Here is a 22493-nt window from a genome sequence, read left to right as displayed (position 1 = left end):
TTTATTTCCAAATTTTCAGGCCAATCAATATGCACCTCTTTTGCACCTGTTTTTCCACCGAAAAACACCTGAAAACCGGGTTTATAAACAGTTTATGAACGCATATTCTCAAATTGCAAAGGAATGCCCAGATCCCAGCCTTTTGATGCCTGGATTACTTCCTGCAGGTCGTCGATCTTTTTACCTGTTACTCTTACAATATCATCGTTTATGGAAGCCTGCACTTTTAAACCTGAGTCTTTAATTATCTTGACGATCTTCTTTGCATCCTCCTGCTTCAGTCCATTTCTTACCAGCACTTCCTGTTTTATGAGTTTGCCACTTTGAATGGGCCCTTTACTCTGGTCAAAAGCTTCAGGTGCTATCCCCTGCTTATGGGCACGACTGATGAGTGTATCAATCAGCTGCCGCATTTTCATTTCATCTTCCACTTCAATATTGATCTTGAAATCTTTTTTATTCAAATCAATCTTCACATGGTTTCCCTTAAAATCGAACCGGTTGGTGATTTCTTTGGTAGTAACATTCACTGCATTATCCAGTGCCTGGGGATCAACTTTACTTACAAAATCAAAGGATGGCATAAAATATAAAATTGAAGTAAGAAGTAAGAGGAATGAAACATACCTCTGTGTAACACTGCAAATGTAATCGTTCAAATATAATTTCAAATATTTCATTCGCCATTTCATGAGCTGATAAAAAAGAAACCCCGGTAGAAACCGGGGTCGTCAATCAACATGAGAAATATAGAGAGAGTTTAAAAACGATTAGTTATCGCCTGTTTTAACACGGTTCTGCTCATCACCTGCCCCACCTGCTTTACGGCGGCCATTTCCATTTATTTTACCCTTGCTGAAACGGTAAGTAAAAGTCATTCCCACTGTTCTGGAATCTCTTCTTTGCTGGAAGCTGGCATTTACCAAACCATATTTAATTTCACCCTTGGCAGCCTGTGTCCAGAGAATATCTCTTACACTTAAACGGATGGTTGCTTTGTTTTTTAATACCGGTTTGCTTACTCCAAAATTCAATTCTCCTAAAGGCTGAATATTAAATACACCTTCATATCCTGCGCTTCTGTAAAAACCACTTACTTCGGTTGTCCAGTCTTTCCCAAACTTGTAAGAAGTGGAAGCACTCATGATCATAGTTGTGCTGCTCAGCTTTACAAAGTCGTTATTAACAAGTCCTTCAAACATATTATTAAACACATTCACATAAATATTTCCGCTCCATTTTTTAATTTGTTTGAAAGCACTTACCGCAATACCAATCTGCTGCTGCTTTGCAATGTTTGCTCTTTTGATATACGATTCATTTTTATCTTCATTCTGCTCCAGTACTTCCTGTATAATATTATTGGTGTTGGTGTAATTCAACGTTGTGGTTAAGAAACCCATGTACGTGTGAGACAATTCAATATTATGACTGAACTGGGGCCGCAGATTAGGATTACCCTGCTCATAAGTATACCTGTCAATAAATTCAACAAAAGGATTTAAACTTTCATAATCGGGTCTGCGGATTCTTCTGCCATAATTTAAACCCAGCGAATGTTTTTCATTGATTGCATACTGAATATATGCTGTTGGAAAAAGTTGTGTGTAACTCAAATGAAAAGTTGTATCAAAGTCAACAAACTTATCTCTTGTATCATTTAAAGTATATCCTGTTGAACGCCCGTTTGCTGAAGTATTTTCTAAACGTAAACCAACCTGTGCACTGATTTTTTTGTTCAGCTGTTTGCTGAAATTTACATAGGCAGCATTTATATACTCATCATATACAAAATGATTACGGCGTGCAGAATCAAGTTTCATTGAATTATTCAACAGGCTGTCATAGCGTGCATCATTATCAGTTTCAACAAATCCGGTTTTAAATCCTGCTTCAAATTTTAATCCTTTTTTAAACGGATGCACATAATCAACTTTTGCAGTATAGATTCTTATCTGCTGCGGCAGGTTACCATACAACGTATCAGGAAGCATCGAATATCCTCCTGTATTGTTTTCATACCTGTTAAATAAGCTCTGCGAATTATCTACATTATATCTTAAATGATCAATATCAGCTGTTATTTCTCTGCCTGTTGTATCAAACACGTGCCTGAAATTAAGATTCGTACCAAAGTGCTTCCAGGTTGATGAATTATCTGCCTTACCAAACGTTTTTCCGAGCAAAGCATGACCTGGGTTGAAGATATTAATGTCACTGGTACTTAAAAACTTTCCCGGACTGTAAAAACCATTTGCTGTAATACCGAATGTAGTTTTTTTGGTTGCAAAAAAATCAAGCCCCGCTTTCCCATTCAAACTCCTGTTTTTGTGTATCATCTTTGTTTCCTGTTCAAATAGTGAAACGATTTGTTTGGTTGTTTGATCTGAAAAACTGCGTTGTATGTTCAACTCCTGGAAAGAGTTTCTTGCATTGAAATTTCCGTTGGCAAAAAGATTCACTTTATTTTTTCTGTAGTTAAAATTAAAGCTGTTGTTATAACGCTGATAGCGGCCCTGTGTATAACCGGTAGTTACACTTCCGTTATACCCCATTTGCTTCGACTTCTTTGTTTTGATATTGATGATACCGCTGTTACCCGCTGCATCATACTTCGCAGGTGGGTTAGTCATAATTTCAATTTGCTCCAGTTGTGAACCCTGCATGTTACGCAGATAATTGGCCAGGTCAGCACCGGATAAGTAGGCCGGCTTTCCATCAATAAAAACCTGCACCCCGCCTTTTCCTTTTAAACTGATGTTACCATCTTTATCAACGGTTACACCAGGTGATTTTTCCAATACTTCCAAAGCATTGGCTCCGGCATTTGTGGGTGATGCATCTACATTCACCACTAATTTGTCGGGCTTTTGTTCAAACATAGGTTTACGGCCAGCAACAATAAGCTCTTTCAGGTTTTTTGTTTCAGGTTGCAAATTGAAAGATGGAACCACGGCTTCGCCCCCATCTTTAATTTGCACTAATGTGCTGAAAGTTTTTTGATACCCGGCAGCGGTTACAGCAATCAGATAAGCACCATCCTTTACCTCTGCAAATGCATACGCACCTGCTTTGTCGGTAATGTCGGCCTTTACAAGTGAGCTGTCATTTGCCTTTAAAAGCGAGATTGTAATCCCGGCTAAAGGCTTCTTTGCTTCATCTTTTACTTCTCCGCTGATTCTTGAGATTTTTTGAGCAAATCCGGCTAATGATAAGGTTAGAAAAGCCGCAGTTAGAAATGCTGAAATCTTTTTCATGATGATGATTTGGTTTGATGTTTCGGTTTATTGATTAACGAGTACCTGTCGTTTTATATTACATGTCAAAAGTAGGTTCTATGTTTTACATAGTACATTGTTTAATGCTGAATGGCATATAATATTGATATTCGGTAAACTCATTGAAGGTAATATGACGGACAGCCAAGAAACATGTTACAGGTAAACACTTACTTCTGTAGGAAAGGCCAATTATGGAGATAGGCGGAAAAAGAAAAGGCCCCGGAACCGGAGCCTTGAAAAATTGGACAGGAATTTTATTTTGAATCGGATTGAGCTTTCTTTTTGCTCACAAAAAATAATACAACGCCAAGAATAACCAAACTAAGAGAGATTAATTCGGCCTGTGTTGGCTGAAAAGGAAGATCCTGGTACTTTGTATTCACCCTGATTTTTTCCACAAAAAAACGTTCGATTCCGTTTAATATCAAATAAAGAGAGAACAGGCCCCCTGCGAGTTTTATTTTCGGTCGGGCAAAAATCAATACACCAAAGAGCAGTAAACAAGCTACTATTTCATAAAATGGCGTTGGGAAAACAGGCAAAGGCAAATAATTACAATGCTCAGGCTGATCGCATCCAGGCAATTTTATACCCATACTGTTTACATTATGCGGATAGGTATATGCCACCATCCAAACAGGAAGAAACGAAGGCGCTTTGAATGAAGCATGCGGAATATCTTCCAGCTTTGCAACTCCTCTGAACTCCTGTTGTAAGTAAGGCTGATTATTCTGTAAAGCTTTTTGAAACTCACCCGGCTCTGCTAAACGAACTGTTGCAGTTGAATCAGCTATATAGGCACTGTTTGGAATTCCCCAATCGCCATCACCAGCTACCTGGCATCCAATACGTCCAAGTGCATAAGCAAGCATTAAAGTGGGGCCCATTGCATCTGCAAGGTGACGGATAGAAATACCTTTTCGTTTTGCAAAAATGATGATGGCTATTGCGGCACAGATCAATCCACCGTAAAAAGTTAATCCACTGAATGAAACCAATGCGCCGATTGGATCAGCAATAAAATCATTCCAGTTTTCAAGATTATGAAAGACCTTGGCACCGGCAAACCCAAAGATGGCGGCCATTACAGTAATATCACCTACCCTTTCATGCGGCCATACACGAATCATTCTTTCTTCGGGCTTAACAGCTTTCTCCTTATTTTTTTCGTACCATTTTAATCCGCCAAAAAGAAGCGCTAACAACATACCTGCTCCCCAGCTTCCCTGTGATGAAAAAAATATAAGCCTGGGGATCAACACCCTCGCCTGCATTCATAAAAGCCCCGATAATCTTATATCCCATCAGGAATCCAAGTAATGCATTCAATATTATTTCAGAGGGTGTTGCAGGTTTACCAAAAACACGTTTTTCCTCTTTGGGCTGCATTAATCCCATCTTCTCTTTTCGCTGTAATCCTTTGGCAAGAACTACTGCTGCTGCAATGAATGCGAGTGCTACAAAAAACCCAAAAGAATTGAGGAATCTTGCCCATTCCCATTCAACACCAAACACTTCTTTAAAAAAATAATATAAATTGGGATACATGAAATAAAATTTGAGTTGCAATGATACTTGAAAAAAACGGATTGATACAATTGTAAGGTAAGAGATCGGAAACTAACAGGCCGGGAAAAGCAGAGATTTAATCCTGCTCTTTTAATAAGGGAATTTCTACAATAACTTCACAGCCATTACCCGGCGATGTATTCAATTTAAACTCTCCGGAAAATAATTTTGCCCTTCGCCGCATATTTTCCAATCCAATCCCTTTAGACTTAACTTTTGGTTCAAACCCTTTGCCATTATCCACAATCATTAACCTGAAAAAATCTTCATCTGCAGTTAAGCTGATGGTTACTTCAGTAGCTTCTGCATACTTCACAATATTATTCATTTGTTCCTGCAGAATCCGGTACATATTAATTTTGAGGTCGCCTGGCATCTGGTTCTTATCCATCGGATCAATGTGCAGCTTTATGCTGATTTTTTTGTTTTCGTTGATGCTGCTTGTAAGAATTTCAAATGCTTCATGCAGTGAAATATCCTTTAACGAAACCGGCGCAAGTTCGTGAGACAGTCTGCGGATTTCATTGATTGCATCTTTAATATACTGTTCGCTTTTAGAAATGGTACCATCCACATTAAGGCCATTTGCATTATTTTCTTTTATCATACCTAAGTAAAGAAGTGAGACAGACAAAATCTGATTCACATTATCATGCAACTCCATACCAATCTGCAGACGTTCCTGCTCCTGTGTAGTAATAACTGCTTTTTCAACTCTTATTTCATACTCTATTTCACTTGTAATATCCTGCATTGTTCCAATTACCCGTGATGGATCTCCATTTGCATTGTATTTTACAAACGCTCTGTCCAATACAAACTTATATCTGCCATCAGCACAACGAAACCTGTATTCACACTGTACAATCTGTTCACGGTTATAAAACACTTCATTAAATTTCTTTTTTACATGGCTGATATTTCCTTTATGAATATTCATTTCTTTCCAGGCAAAAGTGTTAACTATCTCACTATCTGTATACCCAAACACATTTGAAATTCCTTTGTTGTAAAAAATTGTCCCGCTCTCAATATCCCAATCCCAAATAGTATCACTTGTAGCTTTTGAAACAATATCGTACCGTTCCAAAGCTTCCAGAACGTTTGACTCAGCCTTTTGACGAAGCAACTCCTTCTCCATGTTTTCCAATGCATAAGCAAGATCAGCTGTTGCATCTTTCAGTAATTCAACTTCCTGATTGTCGAAAAAATTCTTCTGTGGTGCGTATAAAGTAAACGCACCAATTACCTTTCCCCCTTTTGTAATTGGCAACGAGATTGAAGATTTATAACCACGTTTTAACTGAGCATCACGCCAGGGTTGTACCCTTGGATCTGTCTCGATATCATTGCAAACAAAATGCTTCCCTTCCCGTAAAGCGGAGCCGGTTGGGCCTCTTCCCAGCGGTTCATCTTTATAAGTAATTATATTGATTTGAGAAAGATACCCTTCTTCTGCCCCGGCATGAACAATGGGAACTATTGTCTGTGTTTCTTCATCTACCTTACCAATCCAGGCCATACGGAACAAACCAACAGTTACTGCAATCTCACATACCTCCTTAAATAAAGTAAGCTCATCTTTCAAGCGGACAGTTGCTTTATTTACATCAGTTATAACATGGTAAAGCCTGCTTAACTCTATAATCTTTTCTTCTTTATTTTTCAGCTCTGTAATATCCTGGTAGGAGCCGATGATTTTAATACAGGTACTATTTTCCACAACAGGTTTACCAACAAACTTGATCCACTTTTCATTTCCTTTTGCAGAAACTATTTCCAGTTCGAGATCAAATGATGCTCCGGTCACTTCTGCATCCTTCAGCGCATTACGAACGGTCTCTTTATTCTCTTTGTGCTTTAAATGATGGGTTAAAATAAAATCATGATTTAATTTATAAGAAGCATCAACTTCAAAAATCTGCTCTGTTACTTCCGACCATATTATTTTTTGCTGCAAAATATCATACTCCCAGTTTCCGGTTTTGGTAAGTGTTTGTATTGCAGAAAGCTGTTGCTGCTTAACTTCAAGCTCTGATAACCTGTCATCATTTTTTTTATAAAACGACTTCATCAAAGCATACAGCAGATAGCCTGTTATAATTACATAAAAGAAACCTTTGATGTTTTGAAAAATGATTTGGTCATTTTCAGTTTTCAGTTGAAAAAAAAGAAACAGAAATCTATCGCTGAGATATATCCACAAAAAACCAACAGCACAGTAAATTAATGTGATTTTAAAAGCAGGGTTGATACGCATTTTTTTTGCAGTTAGCGGACTGTTATTTTCAATAATTCAGACCTGATAACAAACGCTTCCTCTAGAAATGTACTACTTTTTCCAGAAAGAGGATAGAAATGAGACAGAAGGAGGAAACGATCCTAAGGCTTTTGATTAAAGCAGGCTAAGGGTTTCTGACTAAAACATAAACTCCCCGACTATAAAAGCCGGAGGAGTAATTCATTAAGAACTGACTGACTATGAAGAAGATTAATTACAATGTTCTTCAAATGCACCAATGAGGTTCTGTGCAATCATTTGTGCAGGGCGGCCTTCAATATTATGACGCTCTACAAAATGAACCAACTGACCATCTTTAAATAATGCAATAGCCGGTGAACTTGGCGGATAAGGCATTAAATGTTCACGGATCTTTTTAATGGCATCTGTATCAAAACCTGCAAAACTTGTAAGCAGGTGATCAGGACGTTTTGCACTGTTACTCACAGCCATCAATACACCCGGTCTTGCACTGCCTGCAGCACAACCGCAAACTGAATTAATAAAAACCAGGCTGGTTCCTTTTTGTGTAAGAGCAGTATCTACTGCTTCCGGTGTGAGCAATTCATCAAAACCGCCATCTGTCATTTCTCCCTTCATGGGTAATACTATCTCTGCTGGATACATGGTTGAAATTGTTTTTAATTCAGCACAAAATTAGAATAAAAGTTGCAACGGCAATCAAAACAGGAAATTTTGTCGCACAATCTTACACAATCTTGACTTTTTGTCTGATAAACTGTTTCAAAACAGAAGTTATGTCCTGAAAAATCGAATGGAATACCATTTGATCATACCATACCATTCATTAAAACTAAAAAAATAAATACTATGACAATGGTAAAAGTTCACAACCCCGTTCAGAAAAACCTCAATTCATTCTTTGATGAGTTCTTCAATGAGTTACCGGCTTTTGGTAAAACAATCAACAACCTGTTTACTCCGGCTGCAAACATTGTTGAAACGCCTGAAGCGTATCATGTAGAATTAAATGTACCGGGGCGTAATAAAGAAGATTTTAATATTACGGTTGACAAAGGTTTACTCACTATCAGTTACGAGAAAAAAGAAGAAACAAAAAATGAAGACCTGAAAGTGGTACGCAGAGAATTCAGCTTCCAGAGTTTTAAACGCAGTTTTAACCTGGATGATAAAATTAATGCGGAAGCCATACAGGCGAAGTATGAAAGCGGTTTGTTGAAATTATTACTTCCAAAACTCAGGGAAGAAAAGCAACCTGTAAAAAATATTACCATTCAGTAAGGAATTGCACAGAGCTTGTTTTATAGCAGTTGGTTTTGGTTTAATCCCCTTTGTTTCCACATCGGGGATTTTTATTTCTCTTAACACTGCTTTGGCCATTGATAAGTATCTTCGCCGCAATTCAACATGAAACGAACAATTACCCTTTGTCTCAGCCTGTTATTTCTGTTGCAAATCAGTGCGCAGGAAAAGACTGACACGATTCATATTCCCGATGTTGATACGGTTCTCCGTATCCGTAACCTCAATCCCTATTTTACATTACATGTAGACAGCTCATTAAGTTATAAACTTGATATTAATAAAGAACAGAGTAACTATTACTGGTATTTAAAAAATTCGCCTCTTGGTTTACGCATCAACAAGGATAATGGTTTACTCACATTCAAAGCAGAAAAAGCATATTTCCTTTCGGGTAAATTAAAATATGATGTGGAATATAAAGTGCAGCTGGGAGTTCAGAATCTGAATAAAGCTTCTGAAAAAATGGATACTTTTTTCACCATCGTATTTTTCAATACAGAAATCATTCCTTCCAAAATAAGACCATCTGTTTCAAGCCCGGTTACAGTTGATGAAGGTGATACAATCCGCTTTCAGCTTTCCTGTGAAAATGGGAACTTCCCTCTTGAGATGATCAATTTTGAAAGCAGTATTCCCGTTAAATCGCTGTACAGTATCACTAAATGCGGCGATGAATTTGCCTGGTGGATTCCTTATGACTTTGTAAAAGACAATGATTCAGGAAAAGTAAAAATCTTTAAGCTGCTGTTTATTGGTACTGACAAATTCAGAAACAGGGATACCGCATTGGTAAGAATGATTGTTCGTGATGCAATCAACTATCCGTTAAAAAAACAGGAATACGATAAGGTTGTTTCTGACTATAACAAATACATTCAGCAACTGAAATTTACATTCCGCACCCTCGATAAAAAAATCCGGAAGACAAGGAGCTCAAGAATTGCATTTGATATGACTTCCTCATCTACCGCATTGGCTGGTACAATTCTGAGTACTTCAACCAACGACAGTCAGAAAACAATTGGCCGTGTTTTACCAGCTGTGGGTGTTACATTGGTACCGGTTAAAGAAGCCGTTTCACCTAATAAAGTAAATGACCAGAATTCGGTTTCAATGGTGCGAACCAGCATCCGCAGGTTAGAATATATTCTTTCTGAAAATGGTTTAATTGGCGAAAAAGATCCTGACATTATCCTCAAAACAACAAAGCTGAAAACAGATCTCAAGCAGATTCAGTTACAGTTGATTGATGTTCCGCTGGAAGAAATCCAGGAAATAAATTCAAAAGATGCCAATAAATATTTTGATGACCCGAAAGTGAATAAAAAATATCGCTCCAAAAAGAAATAATACAATAAGGCTCGCTTATTTACAATTGTCTTTTCTCCTGGTATCAATAATGTACTGAATCTTCCACTCGCCTTTTATTCGCACAAGTTGAAATGAGTTTACTCCGCAATGACTAAACTTGCCTTTATAAAAAAATTGATACGGGGTCCATACACTAGCAAGAGCTCCATCAATATGAACAGCGCCAAAACTAATTTGTTCATCTGCATCACCCTTCGTAGTTTTTCCAACAAATGAAACAAAATCACTGATTATTTCAGTTCTTACCACCGTCTCCCCTTCTTTTGTACCGCTGATGGTTTGCAAAACAGCCGTTTCGGAAAATACATTCTTTAATCCGGCAGAATCCGCATTTTTCATGGCTGTAAACATGTTGTTTACGGCTGTTTTTACCAAATCTTCGGTTGACTGTGCAGTCATTGAGCTGTAATACATCACTGTTAAGGAAACAGTAAGAAAAAACTTCATTTGGGTTGATTTTGTCATTTGTTGATTGTTTAAACTTTAATATATAAACTTACAAATATTGTGTAACTTAAGATTTGCAAATGGAGAATAAAGCTGATGAGGGGCTTACTGACCTTTTATTTAAAAGCATTTTATGGTGAGCTCAAAACCTGTTCTATAGTTTAGTTTCGATACAGATGATAACAAAAATGCCCCGCAAAAGCAGGGCATTTTGTTTTATTAGAAATGATCTTAATATCCAAGAATCTTCAGCATACTTTGTGCCGTTTGTTCCTTTGCATAAACCCAGTCAACCAGTTTACCGTTCTTATCCTGTCCAACAATAATATGTTTAGGCGATGGAATCATGCAGTGTTTAATACCTCCGTATCCGCTGATCTGATCCTGGTAAGCGCCGGTGTGGAAAAATCCAACATATAAAGATTCAGGGCTTTCGCCATTCAGCTTTGGCAGGAACACTTCATTAATATGTTCTTCTGAATCATAATAATCATGACTGTCGCAGGTAATACCACCAAGCACCACACGCTGGTAATCATTATCCCATTTGTTGATTGGCAGCATTAAGAATTTTTCGCCAATCCCCCATGTGTCTGGTAAAGTAGTAATAAAAGAAGAATCGATCATATACCAGTTTTCCCTGTCGTTCTGTGTTTTTTGACCAAGCACAGAATAGATATGTGCCATGCTCTCACCAACAGTAAAGCTGCCAAACTCAGTATAAATATTCGGCATAGGTACACCGGCTTTTTTACAGGTCTTTTTTATGGTTCCTGTAATTTCATTAATCATGAACTGGTAATCATATTCAAAACCAAGTGAATGTTTGATTGGAAATCCGCCGCCAATATTGATTGAATCGAGCTCAGGGCAAATCTTCTTTAATTGGCAATACAGGTTCACTACTTTATTCAGTTCACTCCAGTAATAAATATCATCTTTAATTCCCTTATTCAAAAAGATATGCAGCATCTTTAACTGAAACCGGTCTTCATTGCCTTCAATCTTATCTACATAAAATTCAAGAATATCTCTTGCCCTGATTCCCAGCCTGGATGTATAAAACGGAAACGTAGGTTCTTCTTCTGCAGCAACACGGATACCCAGTTTAAATGGCACTTTCACTGTTCGTTTATACATCTGTAACTCATCTGTATTGTCAAGAATGGGTGTTACATTTTTAAAGCCTGTATTCAGCAGTTTTGCTATTCTTGCTACATAGCTTTTTTGCTTGTAGCCGTTACAAATGATCTGGATATCTTTAGTGATCTTCTTTTTCTGGTAGAGTTTATTGATGATTTCAATATCATAAGCAAAAGAAGTTTCGAGATGAATCTCATGCTTCAGTGCTTCTTCTACGATAAATGAAAAGTGGCTGCTTTTGGTACAGTAGCAATAGAAATACTTTCCCTCATACTTATGTTTCTTAAATGCAGTTTCAAACATCTTTTTCGCCTTCTTAATCTGCATCCCGATCTTGGGCAGATAAGTAAGCTTCATAGGCGTACCGTATTTGTCAATAAGAGCTTTCAGGTTAAGCCCGTTAAACTGCAGGTAGTTGTCTTTTACCTCAAATCCTTCCTGTGGAAAATTGAAGGTTTGATGCACCAGGTCGGTGTAAGTACTATTGGACAATTCGTATGGGTTCTTATTCTTCGTCACTGTTTTTTGATTGCAAACTTATTGTAAAAAATAATGCAATGCCATGAAGATTTTCAGGCACAAAAAAACGGGTGAATTACTTCACCCGTTCGCTTATCTTTTTGTGATAATTTACTTTACTGACGCAACCAGCTTCTTGAAGCTTTCAGGTTCGTTCATTGCCATATCGGCAAGGATCTTACGGTCAAGATCAATGTTCTTAACTTTCAGGATGTTGATGAACTGAGAGTAAGTCATACCTTCTTCTCTTACTGCAGCGTTGATACGTGCAATCCAGAGACGGCGGTATTCTCTCTTTTTGAGTTTACGACCAACATAACTGTAGGTCATACCTTTTTCCACTACGTTTTTAGCAACGGTATAAACGTTTTTTCGTTTACCATAAAAGCCTTTGGCTTGCTTGAGAATTCTTTTGCGGCGTGCTTTTGACGCAACTGCATTTACTGAACGGGGCATATCTGAATGTTTTTAAATTATAAATTAGTGTTTACAGCTGCATCTTATTTAAGACGCAATAAACGTTTTACAAAGTGAACATGAGATTGTGCAACTTCTCCGTCCATACGCATGTTACGCTTGCGTTTCTTTGATTTTTTTGTGAGGATGTGACGTTTGAAACTCTTCTGATGCATGATCTTACCGGTGCCGGTTACTTTAAACCTTTTTTTGGCTCTCGAATTGGTTTTTACCTTTGGCATTTGTATGCGCTTTAAGATGATACCCTGATGGCGGCGTTGCACAGGCAACACACTTAGGGGGCCGTTTGGGCAATGTAACTCTGAGAGCTACCCTGTTAAGGGCTGCAAATGTAGGTAAAAACTCAATAAAATCAGGCAAAGTCAGGAAGAAAATCATCAAACTCCCACCTTTTTGGCTGGTTAAGATCAAAATTGAAGCTGATTATCTTTAGGCTCCCTGACATTGTATCCCCTTAAATGGGGATGGCGCACATTCATTTATGTTATAGCTTTAGAAAAAAAACATGAAAACAGTACTATCCATCAGCAGTATTCTGTTAAGCTCAGCTATTCTTTTATCCTGCGGCCTCGGCAGAAACAAAGACACCGTCATAAAAACCAAAGACGGTGAAATAACCGTGAATAATATTCAGGAAGCAGGCGAACAAATAAAAGAAGCTACAGAAGATGCAGAGAAAAAAAGACAGGAAAGAAAAGCCAAAGGTGATACACTGGCAATGAACTATAAAGATTTACAGAAATACCTTCCTGATGTTGCAGGATATGAAAAAGATGGTGACCCCGAAGGTGAATCAATGAGCATGCCCGGCTTTGGGAGTTTCAGTAAAGCAGAACAACAGTATAAAAGCGGAGATAAAACCATTGATGTTGAATTGCTCGATTACAATCAATCTGCTCTTGGTTTTACAACTGCAGCCATGATGTTCAGCATGAATATTCAAATGGAAAATGATTCAGAAAAATCAGGCTCGTTTGATACTGGAATGAAACTGGTAAAAGGGTATGAACAGGTATTTAAGAAAGATAATAACGCTACTGTTACGTATGCAATCGCCGATCGTTTCATGCTTACCATAAAATCAAGAGGCAGTAATGATGCCGATGTATTAAAAGCAATAGCAAAGAGCATGAACCTTGCTGAACTTTCTTCAAAATAAATTTTATGATCACACAAAAAAGCCGCTTATCAAAAGCGGCTTTTTTTTATTCTGCAGTTTTCTTTTTCTTCTTCGCTGTTTTCGGCGCAATGATCATCAGCATTCGCTTTCCTTCCAGCTTGGGTAAGCCTTCAACCTGCCCGGCATCTTTCAAACGCTCGGCAAATTTCAGCAATACCAGCTCCCCTCTTTCCTTGAACTGAATTGCCCTTCCTTTAAACTGAACATAGGCTTTAACCTTGTTGCCGTCTTTCAGAAAGTTCTCCGCATGCTTTGCTTTAAAATCAAAGTCATGATCATCTGTATTGGGAGTAAAACGAATTTCTTTTAATTCAGCCGATTTACTTTTCGACTTCATTTCCTTTTCCTTCTTCTTCTTTTCGTAAAGGAACTTGTTATAATCAATGGCTTTACAAACGGGCGGAACGGCCTGCGGAGAAATCTCTACAAGATCCAATCCTAATTCCTGTGCAATCTGTAATGCTTTTTGAGTGGGATAAACACCAACTTCAATGTTCTCGCCAACCAATCGAACTTCCGGTACACGGATCATGTGGTTGATGCGATGCTCTGGTTCCTTTCGGGGCATAAATCGTCCCCTTGGAGGTCTTGATGGAAATGCCATATTCTAGTGCCCTCATCCCCTGAAGGAAGGCTATTCATTTTTAATTTTTATTGTTTACTCTTTAGGGAAAGAGTAGTTATTCCGACTTTCGTTCTTTGATCTCTTCAACCGCTGCTGCAATAAAGGCATCCACTTCAAATGTTCCGGCATCACCTTTACCCTGTTTGCGAACCGATACCTTTCCTTCATTCACTTCTTTCTCTCCCACTACCAGCATATAAGGAACTCTTGCCAGCTCGGTATCCCTGATCTTCTTTCCAATCTTTTCGCTGCGGTCGTCAATTTCAGCACGAATATCAGCTTTTTTCAGTTTCAGCAACAGTGTTTTTGCATAATCCAGAAACTTGTCACTGATAGGCAGAATTTTCACCTGCAATGGCGCCAGCCATAACGGGAACTTCCCGGCATAATGTTCCAGCAAAAATCCAATGAAACGTTCGTGTGTTCCTAATGGAGCACGGTGAATGATCAATGGCACTTCCGGCTGATTATTTTGATTGGTATAACTGAGTTTGAACTTGTTACCGCTGTTGAAATCAACCTGGTTGGTAGCCAGGGTAAACTCACGGCCAATAATGCTCCAGATCTGTACATCAATCTTCGGACCATAGAAAGCAGCTTCATCCTGTACTTCCACATAAGGAATGTTGGAATCTATAAGCACTTTCCTCACCAACTCTTCTGTGCTTTTCCAGAGTTCAGGTTCGTTTACATATTTCTGACCAAGCTTGGCAGGATCATGCAAACTCAAACGCATCACATATTTATCAATACCGAAGATCTTGAAATATTTCAGGTACATATCATTCACTGCACGGAATTCCTGTGCAAAGTCTTCATGACTGCAGTAAATATGTGCATCGTTCATGTGCAGACAGCGTACTCGCATCAACCCAAACAATTCTCCACTCTGCTCATAACGGTAACAGGTACCGTATTCAGCAATGCGGTAAGGAAGATCTTTATAGCTCTTTGGTTCAGCATCAAAAATCTTATGATGATGCGGGCAGTTCATGGCTTTCAAATAATATTTCTCGCCATCCATTTCCATTGGTGGAAACATACTGTCGGCATAATAAGGCAAGTGACCGCTGGTTAAATACATACTCTCTTTCGCAATATGCGGAGTAACCACACGCTTATATCCACCGGCACTTTCAGTTTCTTTTGCCAGGCTTTCCAGCTCTTCAATAATAATGGTACCATTGGGCATCCACAAAGGCAGACCCTGTCCCACATCATCATCCATGGTATAGATACCCAGCTCTTTTCCAAGTTTACGGTGATCTCTTTTCTTTGCTTCTTCAAGCATAGCAAGATATTCATCCAGTTCTTTTTGAGAAGGAAAGGTTACACCATACACACGGGTTAACTGTTTATTTTTTTCATCGCCTTTCCAGTATGCACCTGCAATAGAAGTTAACTTGATGGCTTTGATAAAACCTGTATGCGGAATATGCGGCCCACGGCAGAGATCGGTAAAACCTCCCTGTGAGTAAAATGTAATACCGCCATCTTCCAGATTTTGCAATAAATCTAATTTGTATTCCTCCCCTTTATCGCTAAAGTATTTTACAGCATCTGCTTTTGATATTTCTTTACGCTGATAAGGATTGTTCTTCTTCGCCAGTTCATTCATCTTCTTTTCCAGTAACAACAAATCTTCCTCGTTCATCTTTTTATCGCCGAGATCCATATCATAGTAGAAGCCTTTTTCCAAAGCAGGCCCTACCCAGAATTTCACACCGGGGAATAAGGTTTCAACTGCTTCAGCCATAAGGTGAGCACTGGAATGCCAGAACGTATTCTTTCCTGCTGCATCATCCCACGTTAATAACTGCAGATTTGCATCTTCATTGATAGGACGGCTCAGGTCCCATACCTGTCCGTTTACATTTGCAGCCAAAATCTTTCTTGCCAATCCTTCGCTGATTGATTTAGCAATGTCCATGGCTGAACTTCCTTTTTCATACTCCCTTACAGCGCCATCAGGAAAACATATCTTCATCATGAATAACAACTTGATTTTTAGAGGGGCAAAGGTAACAAATGATTGCGGATGATGATGAAAGTAAAATTAACAAAGCCTTTCACACAGCATTTTTTTCCATTTGCTTAATTTGCATTGAAACTTGCATTGAACTTACATGATGAAAAAATTACTTTTCGCCGGCTTCTTATTGTTGAACTCAACGCTCTTTGCCCAGAAATTCAGCGGACAATGGAGCGGCAGCTTTGATGCAAAAAACGATTCAATCGACCGGACCGAATATTTTCTTGAACTGGACGTAAATGGCTCAACTGTAGAAGGCTCTTCCACCACTTACTTCATGATTGGCGGCAAAAGGTATTATACCATTTGCAAGATAACGGCAGTTTCGATGCCAAAAGCAAGACCATCGTTTCAAAAGAATTAACCACCATCAAATCCAACACACCTGAATGGTTCAGGGATTGTTTCCAGGTGCATACGCTTACCTATTTCAAACAGGGCGATAAAGAAATCCTGGAAGGAACATGGAAGGGTGCAAGAAAAGAAGATAACTGCGGAACAGGTACTACCCTTTTATCAAGAAAGCAGCTGGCAAAGAATATGATCACTATCCCGCCTGCACCAACAAATAACACAGTGCGGATGAATTCCAATCCACCCAAACCAAACACAACCAAACCGGTAACAAAGCCGAACAATACTGTTAAGACACAAGTCAAACCCGCTACCAAACCACCTGTTAAAAAAGATTCGGTTGTAAAGCCGCAGCCTGTTATTACAAAAGTTGATAACAAAACAGAAAAACCCAATAAGGTGGAAATAAAACCTGCAATCCCTGCACCGAAGCTGCCCAATGGCTTGGAAAGAAGGGACAATAAAATTTATGAAACCATTGCCATTGATGAGGAAGATATTACCGTGAGCCTTTACGATAATGCAGAAATAGACGGAGATATCATTACCGTTTTATTTAACGGCGAAGTAGTGGCATCGCAAAAGACACTTAGCGAAAAACCTATTACTATTAAATTAAAAGCCGTTCGTGGCAGGGATAATACACTCACCATGTATGCCGAAAACCAGGGTCGTGTTCCTCCCAATACCGCCATCATGCGTGTACAGATCGGCGAACAGTACTACAAAGTATTTTTAAGTGCCGATGATAAGAAGAACGGAAGTGTGGTGTTCCGGTTTAAATCATAAAGCTTACGCCATTGCCGGTCGCTGACCGGCAATGATTTTACTTCAGAACATTTTGCAGTTTGCTTTTTCACCAACAAAGAGAAATATAACTAATCAATCGTTCAGCTTTGGCAAAGTTTAGAATCAGTCAACCCCATTGTGTGAACTCTGTCACATAACTTTTACCTGCATGTGCTTACATTTATACAAACATGTTTATGAATCACTCATTCAAAAAATACCGGCAGCTCCTGTTTTCATTTGTTGTAATTCTTGCTATAGTCATTACATCCTGTAATGAGCCTGCTCCTTCTGCCTCTGTTGTTGTTCGTGATGATGCCTATTTTTTAAAGCTGGGCGATTCACTGGTGATGAAAACATTTGATACTCTCCGCAATACGTTGATGCGTACTGTAAGCAAGAAAGGATTGCCTGGTGCTGTACAGTTCTGCAATACAGAAGCTTTTACGCTCAGCAACATATATACCTCCGATTGTGTTTCTTTAAGAAGAGTGTCTGAACGTTTCAGAAATAAAACAAACGCACCCGATGAAACAGAAAAGAAAATACTGGCACTGTTTGCTCAATCAAAAGCAGAAAAAAAGAATTAAAATCGATGCTTGAAAAAAGATGCTGACGGCAACACACATTTTTTTAAACCCATACTGGTACAGTCAATGTGCCTTAACTGTCATGGTGATTTACAGGCACAGATAAAACCTGAAACCTTAAAAGCTATTCAGCAGTTTTATCCCAACGATATGGCTATCGGTTATAAAGAAGGCGATTTGAGAGGTATGTGGCATTTGGTGTTTCGGCAAAAGTGATCTTAAGTCGCTGACAAGACACAGAACAACAGTATTCTTTCAACACCAGCAAATTCATAAAAATTTTTCCATTGTCTGATAACACCTGCACCCTGTAAAACTTAGCTGCTTTCATCGCTTCATCATTTTCCTTTCTTAACAGCAGAACACGTTCCATTATCTCAATGTAACTTTTGTGACCATCTGGCAAAATTCTTAATAACACCTTTGGGCCACAAAAAAGAAAGATTCTATGGAAATATTAGGTTATGCGTTAGCAGCTATTGTAGGTGTGTCTTTAGGATTAATTGGCAGTGGGGGATCTATTTTAACTGTTCCTATTTTAGTTTATGTAATGGCTGTTAACCCTGTGCTGGCTACCGCCTATTCATTGTTTATTGTTGGCTCTACTGCATTGGTAGGTGGTATACAAAGTGCTGTGCAGAAAAGAGTGGATTTTAAAACCGTATTTATATTTGGCATTCCTTCGATTGCTGCGGTGTATGCCACACGTATGTGGCTTGTACCATTCATACCAAATGAACTTTTCTCAATCGGTTCATTGGTTATTACAAAATCAATTGCATTGATGCTGTTGTTTGCTGCAGTTATGATTGTTGCCTCTGTTACAATGATCAGGCCGGGCAAGAATAAAGAAACGGATGAAAATACACCCCTGTCATATAATTATCCAATGATATTGCTGGAAGGAACTGTTGTTGGTATACTTACGGGCCTGGTCGGTGCAGGTGGTGGTTTTTTAATTATCCCTGCCCTGGTGTTACTTGCACGTATGCCGATGAAGTTAGCAGTGGGTACATCCCTTTTTATCATAGCCGCAAAATCATTAATTGGTTTTATTGGTGATTTGCAGGGAAGCCAGGTTATTGAATGGAAACTGTTAGGAGGATTTACGGTCTTTGCTGTGATAGGTATTTTTATCGGGATAGTTCTGTCAAAGAAAATACCCGGAGAAAACCTAAAGAAAGCATTTGGATGGTTTGTATTGCTGATGGGGATTTATATTTTTATTAAAGAAATATTTTTCCCAGCTGTTGGAGGACATTAAGCTGGAGAGTCAGCACCGTATTCATAATAACTCTATACTTTTTTCTGATGCGTTATAACTGTTACATGTAATTATATCGCTTAAGATACTTTAGATTAAAAATAGAAAACTGAAAAATATTCAGGAGCTTCCGAAAGGCAGCTTTTTTATTCCGTTTCTGCACATGAAGCAATGAAATAAACTAAATGACAATCTCACTCATTTAGCCTGAGTAACGAATGTTACACTCATCAGCAAATGCAACAAAAGTTACCATTCAGAGTAAAAAGACTTGGCATATTTGCATTATCAGTTAAACTTAAAAAATAAAAAAAAATATGTTTTTTCAGCACATTTACGACAAAAGCTTAGCCCAGGCAAGTTATTTCATTGGCTGCCAGAAAGCTGGTGTTGCGGCTGTTATTGATGCAAAACGGGATGTAGATACTTATCTCGAAATTGCAAAAGCCAATAACATGAAGATTACCCACATTTTTGAAACCCATATTCATGCTGATTTCCTGGCAGGTTCAAGGGAACTGGCTAAGTTGACTGGTGCTGAATTATACCTTTCAGATGAAGGTGGTACTGGATGGGAATATGAATTTCCGCATGTTGGCGTAAAGGATGGAGATAAAATTAAAATTGGCAACCTTACCATTGAAGTAATGCATACTCCCGGTCATACACCTGAAAGTATCAGTTTTTTATTAACAGATAATCCTGCCAGCACAAAACCGGTAATGCTGTTTACAGGCGACTTTGTATTTGTTGGTGATATTGGCCGTCCGGATCTTCTTGAGAAAGCAGCTGGAATTACCGGTACTGCAGATGCAGGTGCATTACAAATGTATAATTCAATTAATAAATTTAATGCTCTTCCAGATTATATACAGGTATGGCCCGGACATGGTGCAGGCTCAGCTTGCGGCAAAGCATTAGGCGCTGTGCCCAGTACAACTGTTGGGTACGAAAAAGAAAGAAACTGGGCATTCCAGTACGCTGATGATGAAAAAGGATTTGTAAAGTATTTATTGGCCGACCAGCCAGAGCCGCCTAAGTATTTTGCCATGATGAAGAAGCTCAATAAAGTTGACCGTCCATTACTGACAGAAGTACCAAAATTAAAACAACTCTCAGTAGTTGAATTAAAAGGAGCAATGGCACAGGGTATTAAGTTGATTGATGCAAGAATGAAAACAGATTTTGCAGCAGGCTATATTCCCGGAAGTATTAACATACAGGGCAACAATTCATTTGGTACATGGTCGGGCTGGTTTTTAAAATATGATGAACAGTTTATTCTGTTAGCTGATGAAGCACAGTTAGATGACCTTACCAGGAAACTGATGCGTATTGGCTTAGATAATATTTATGGTTATATACCCTCAACCGCAGTATGGACAGAAGCTGGCGGCAACTTACAAAAAGCCGATGTTATTTCGTTAGAGGAAACAAAACAACTCATCCAAAACAACGGCGTACAGGTTGTAGATTTAAGAGGGGTGGCTGAATTTAATGCCGGCCATATTGCAAAGGCAGAAAATATATTTGTAGGTACGCTGACTGATAATCTGGACAAAATAAGTAAAGATAAAAAAGTAATTATCCATTGCCAGGGAGGCGACAGATCTTCAATTGCTTACTCACTTTTGGCAAAGAATGGTTATACCAATGTTACAAATTTTTCCGGTGGTATAAATGAATGGGTGAATAAAGGAGAGCCGGTTATTTCATAATCACTATTTTTTTCGATGACAAAAAGCTGCCTTAAATGGCGGCTTTTTTGGCATTAGGTATGCCTGTGCAACAAAAGTTACCAAACAAAAGAAAAACTTACACCAATTTTATACCTGTAAAAAGAAAACAGAATTATGACTGTAGAACAAATTTATACCGGATGTTTAGCACAGGGAGCGTATTATATTACATCAAATGGAGAAGCTGCTATTATTGACCCTCTTCGTGAAACCAAACCCTATATAGACAGGCTTCAGAAAGACGGAGTTACCTTAAAGTATATTTTCGAAACACATTTTCACGCCGATTTCGTAAGCGGGCATGTGGACTTAAGTAACAAAACAAAAGCGCCGATTGTGTACGGCCCGAATGCAAACCCTGAATTTGAATCAATTGTTGCAAAAGATGGCGACATTTTTAAAGTAGGTAATGTTACAATTAAAGCATTACATACACCGGGACATACAATGGAAAGTACTACCTACCTGTTGAAAGATGAAAACAAAAAGGATTACTGTATTTTCAGTGGAGATACATTATTTCTTGGTGATGTTGGTCGCCCGGATTTAGCACAAAAAGTTGCACACCTTACGCAGGAAGAACTGGCCGGTTTACTGTATGAAAGTTTAAATAATAAAATAATGCCTTTAGCCGATGATGTGATTGTTTATCCTGCGCATGGAGCTGGCAGTGCCTGCGGAAAAAACATGATGAAAGAAACTGTAGACTCATTGGCCAATCAAAAAAGAATGAACTACCCTTTAAACCAGCAAGACAAAGCAGCATTTGTGAAAGCAGTAACAGACGGGCTGCTTCCCCAACCCTCGTACTTTGGAATGAACGTAGCAATGAATAAAAAAGGTTATGAAAGTTTTGATATTGTTTTAAACAATGGTTTAAGAGCACTGTCGGCTCAGGCATTTGAAATAGCTGCTGATCAAACAGGAGCTTTAATTCTTGATACCAGAGAGAATACGGTTTTCTATAAAGGCTTTATCCCACAATCCATTAATATTGGACTGAACGGCGATTTTGCTCCCTGGGTTGGTACTCTGATTGCAGATGTTAATCAACCAATATTATTGGTGACTGATGAAGACAAAGAAGAAGAAGCAGTAACACGCATAAGCCGGGTGGGTTTCGACAATATTATCGGGCATTTAAAGGGTGGATTTAAAACATGGCTGGATTCAGGTAATCAGGTTGATGTTATAGAAAGAATCACTGCCGGAGAATTTGCCAGAACAATCACAATAGGAGAAGATAAAATAATTGATGTTCGTAAAGAATCAGAATATGCTGCCGAACATGTAGAAGAAGCATACAACAGGCCATTGGCATATATCAATGATTGGGTAAAAGATATTAATCCGGATGAGCATTTCTTTCTGTATTGTGCAGGAGGTTACCGCAGTATGATAGCATCATCCATATTACAGGCCCGTGGCTACAGAAACTTTACTGAAATTGATGGAGGCTTTAAAGCTATCAGCAGTACAGGTGTTCCTAAAACAACCTATGTATGTCAGAGTAAATTAATGAAGGCTTAATAAATAAGCAGAAGA

At 38.6% G+C, this 22493-nt stretch carries 20 protein-coding genes and 1 pseudogene; 10 read left to right on the top strand and 11 right to left on the bottom strand.

The features are described from left to right. Window positions 1-92: 92 nt before the first annotated feature. The 5 genes and pseudogenes from IPK31_15830 to IPK31_15810 form a co-directional block, all read right to left on the bottom strand. Complete coding sequence (locus IPK31_15830; protein MBK8089284.1) at window positions 93-584, bottom strand: YajQ family cyclic di-GMP-binding protein; 492 nt, start codon at window positions 582-584, stop codon at window positions 93-95. Between the two features lie 186 nt (window positions 585-770). Further along, entirely contained in the window at window positions 771-3257 is a 2487-nt protein-coding gene (locus IPK31_15825) for a TonB-dependent receptor (GenBank protein MBK8089283.1), read from the bottom strand. Between the two features lie 278 nt (window positions 3258-3535). Beyond that, window positions 3536-4829: pseudogene (locus IPK31_15820) on the bottom strand (prolipoprotein diacylglyceryl transferase). A gap of 97 nt (window positions 4830-4926) precedes the next feature. Continuing rightward, entirely contained in the window at window positions 4927-7110 is a 2184-nt protein-coding gene (locus IPK31_15815; protein ID MBK8089282.1) for a GAF domain-containing protein, read from the bottom strand. Window positions 7111-7341: 231 nt separating this feature from the next. Beyond that, the gene (locus tag IPK31_15810; GenBank protein ID MBK8089281.1) at window positions 7342-7758 is read right to left on the bottom strand and encodes a BrxA/BrxB family bacilliredoxin; all 417 of its coding nucleotides are present in this window, start codon (window positions 7756-7758) and stop codon (window positions 7342-7344) included. A 210-nt stretch (window positions 7759-7968) separates the two neighbouring features. Here IPK31_15810 and IPK31_15805 point away from each other — a divergent pair, with 210 nt between their 5' ends. After that, window positions 7969-8394: an Hsp20/alpha crystallin family protein gene (locus IPK31_15805; GenBank protein ID MBK8089280.1), complete on the top strand. Its 426-nt coding sequence runs from the start codon at window positions 7969-7971 to the stop codon at window positions 8392-8394. 126 nt (window positions 8395-8520) lie between these two features. Continuing rightward, window positions 8521-9768 carry a hypothetical protein gene (locus IPK31_15800; protein ID MBK8089279.1) on the top strand — a complete coding sequence of 416 codons (1248 nt, stop codon included), beginning with the start codon at window positions 8521-8523 and terminating at the stop codon, window positions 9766-9768. 15 nt (window positions 9769-9783) lie between these two features. On the opposite strand, the gene IPK31_15795 is transcribed toward IPK31_15800, so the two are convergent. From IPK31_15795 to rpmI, 4 genes are all read right to left on the bottom strand, one after another. Then, a complete protein-coding gene (locus IPK31_15795) occupies window positions 9784-10236 on the bottom strand; it encodes a nuclear transport factor 2 family protein (protein MBK8089278.1) in 453 nt (150 codons plus the stop codon). 231 nt (window positions 10237-10467) lie between these two features. After that, window positions 10468-11871 carry an arginine decarboxylase gene (locus IPK31_15790; GenBank protein MBK8089277.1) on the bottom strand — a complete coding sequence of 468 codons (1404 nt, stop codon included), beginning with the start codon at window positions 11869-11871 and terminating at the stop codon, window positions 10468-10470. 138 nt (window positions 11872-12009) lie between these two features. Next, window positions 12010-12354 (bottom strand): 50S ribosomal protein L20, encoded by a 345-nt coding sequence (gene rplT / locus IPK31_15785; GenBank protein MBK8089276.1) that lies wholly within the window; start codon window positions 12352-12354, stop codon window positions 12010-12012. Window positions 12355-12398: 44 nt separating this feature from the next. Next, complete coding sequence (gene rpmI, locus IPK31_15780; protein MBK8089275.1) at window positions 12399-12596, bottom strand: 50S ribosomal protein L35; 198 nt, start codon at window positions 12594-12596, stop codon at window positions 12399-12401. A gap of 284 nt (window positions 12597-12880) precedes the next feature. Here rpmI and IPK31_15775 point away from each other — a divergent pair, with 284 nt between their 5' ends. Then, window positions 12881-13534 carry a hypothetical protein gene (locus IPK31_15775; protein ID MBK8089274.1) on the top strand — a complete coding sequence of 218 codons (654 nt, stop codon included), beginning with the start codon at window positions 12881-12883 and terminating at the stop codon, window positions 13532-13534. A gap of 46 nt (window positions 13535-13580) precedes the next feature. Here IPK31_15775 and IPK31_15770 read toward each other — a convergent pair whose 3' ends face one another. Then, on the bottom strand, window positions 13581-14159 hold the full coding sequence (locus IPK31_15770) for a translation initiation factor IF-3 (GenBank protein ID MBK8089273.1): 579 nt from the start codon (window positions 14157-14159) through the stop codon (window positions 13581-13583). A gap of 76 nt (window positions 14160-14235) precedes the next feature. Further along, entirely contained in the window at window positions 14236-16170 is a 1935-nt protein-coding gene (gene thrS / locus IPK31_15765) for a threonine--tRNA ligase (GenBank protein MBK8089272.1), read from the bottom strand. 139 nt (window positions 16171-16309) lie between these two features. Here thrS and IPK31_15760 point away from each other — a divergent pair, with 139 nt between their 5' ends. The 7 genes from IPK31_15760 (at window position 16310) to IPK31_15730 (ending at window position 22478) form a co-directional block, all read left to right on the top strand. Beyond that, window positions 16310-16576, top strand: coding sequence for a hypothetical protein (locus IPK31_15760; protein MBK8089271.1), 267 nt, complete (start codon window positions 16310-16312; stop codon window positions 16574-16576). Beyond that, window positions 16519-17355: a hypothetical protein gene (locus IPK31_15755; GenBank protein ID MBK8089270.1), complete on the top strand. Its 837-nt coding sequence runs from the start codon at window positions 16519-16521 to the stop codon at window positions 17353-17355. The genes IPK31_15760 and IPK31_15755 overlap by 58 nt, the downstream gene beginning before the upstream one ends. A gap of 197 nt (window positions 17356-17552) precedes the next feature. Further along, window positions 17553-17945 carry a hypothetical protein gene (locus tag IPK31_15750; protein ID MBK8089269.1) on the top strand — a complete coding sequence of 131 codons (393 nt, stop codon included), beginning with the start codon at window positions 17553-17555 and terminating at the stop codon, window positions 17943-17945. Window positions 17946-17954: 9 nt separating this feature from the next. After that, the gene (locus IPK31_15745) at window positions 17955-18161 is read left to right on the top strand and encodes a DUF3365 domain-containing protein (protein ID MBK8089268.1); all 207 of its coding nucleotides are present in this window, start codon (window positions 17955-17957) and stop codon (window positions 18159-18161) included. A 232-nt stretch (window positions 18162-18393) separates the two neighbouring features. Further along, the gene (locus IPK31_15740; GenBank protein ID MBK8089267.1) at window positions 18394-19209 is read left to right on the top strand and encodes a sulfite exporter TauE/SafE family protein; all 816 of its coding nucleotides are present in this window, start codon (window positions 18394-18396) and stop codon (window positions 19207-19209) included. 317 nt (window positions 19210-19526) lie between these two features. Then, the gene (locus IPK31_15735; GenBank protein MBK8089266.1) at window positions 19527-20927 is read left to right on the top strand and encodes an MBL fold metallo-hydrolase; all 1401 of its coding nucleotides are present in this window, start codon (window positions 19527-19529) and stop codon (window positions 20925-20927) included. Window positions 20928-21062: 135 nt separating this feature from the next. Beyond that, complete coding sequence (locus IPK31_15730) at window positions 21063-22478, top strand: MBL fold metallo-hydrolase (GenBank protein ID MBK8089265.1); 1416 nt, start codon at window positions 21063-21065, stop codon at window positions 22476-22478. Window positions 22479-22493 lie beyond the last annotated feature (15 nt).

This window comes from Chitinophagaceae bacterium (assembly GCA_016713085.1).
Classification (GTDB): Bacteria; Bacteroidota; Bacteroidia; order Chitinophagales; family Chitinophagaceae; genus Lacibacter.
Note: the sequence above shows the minus strand (reverse complement) of the source record. Positions and strands in the feature narration are given on the sequence as shown.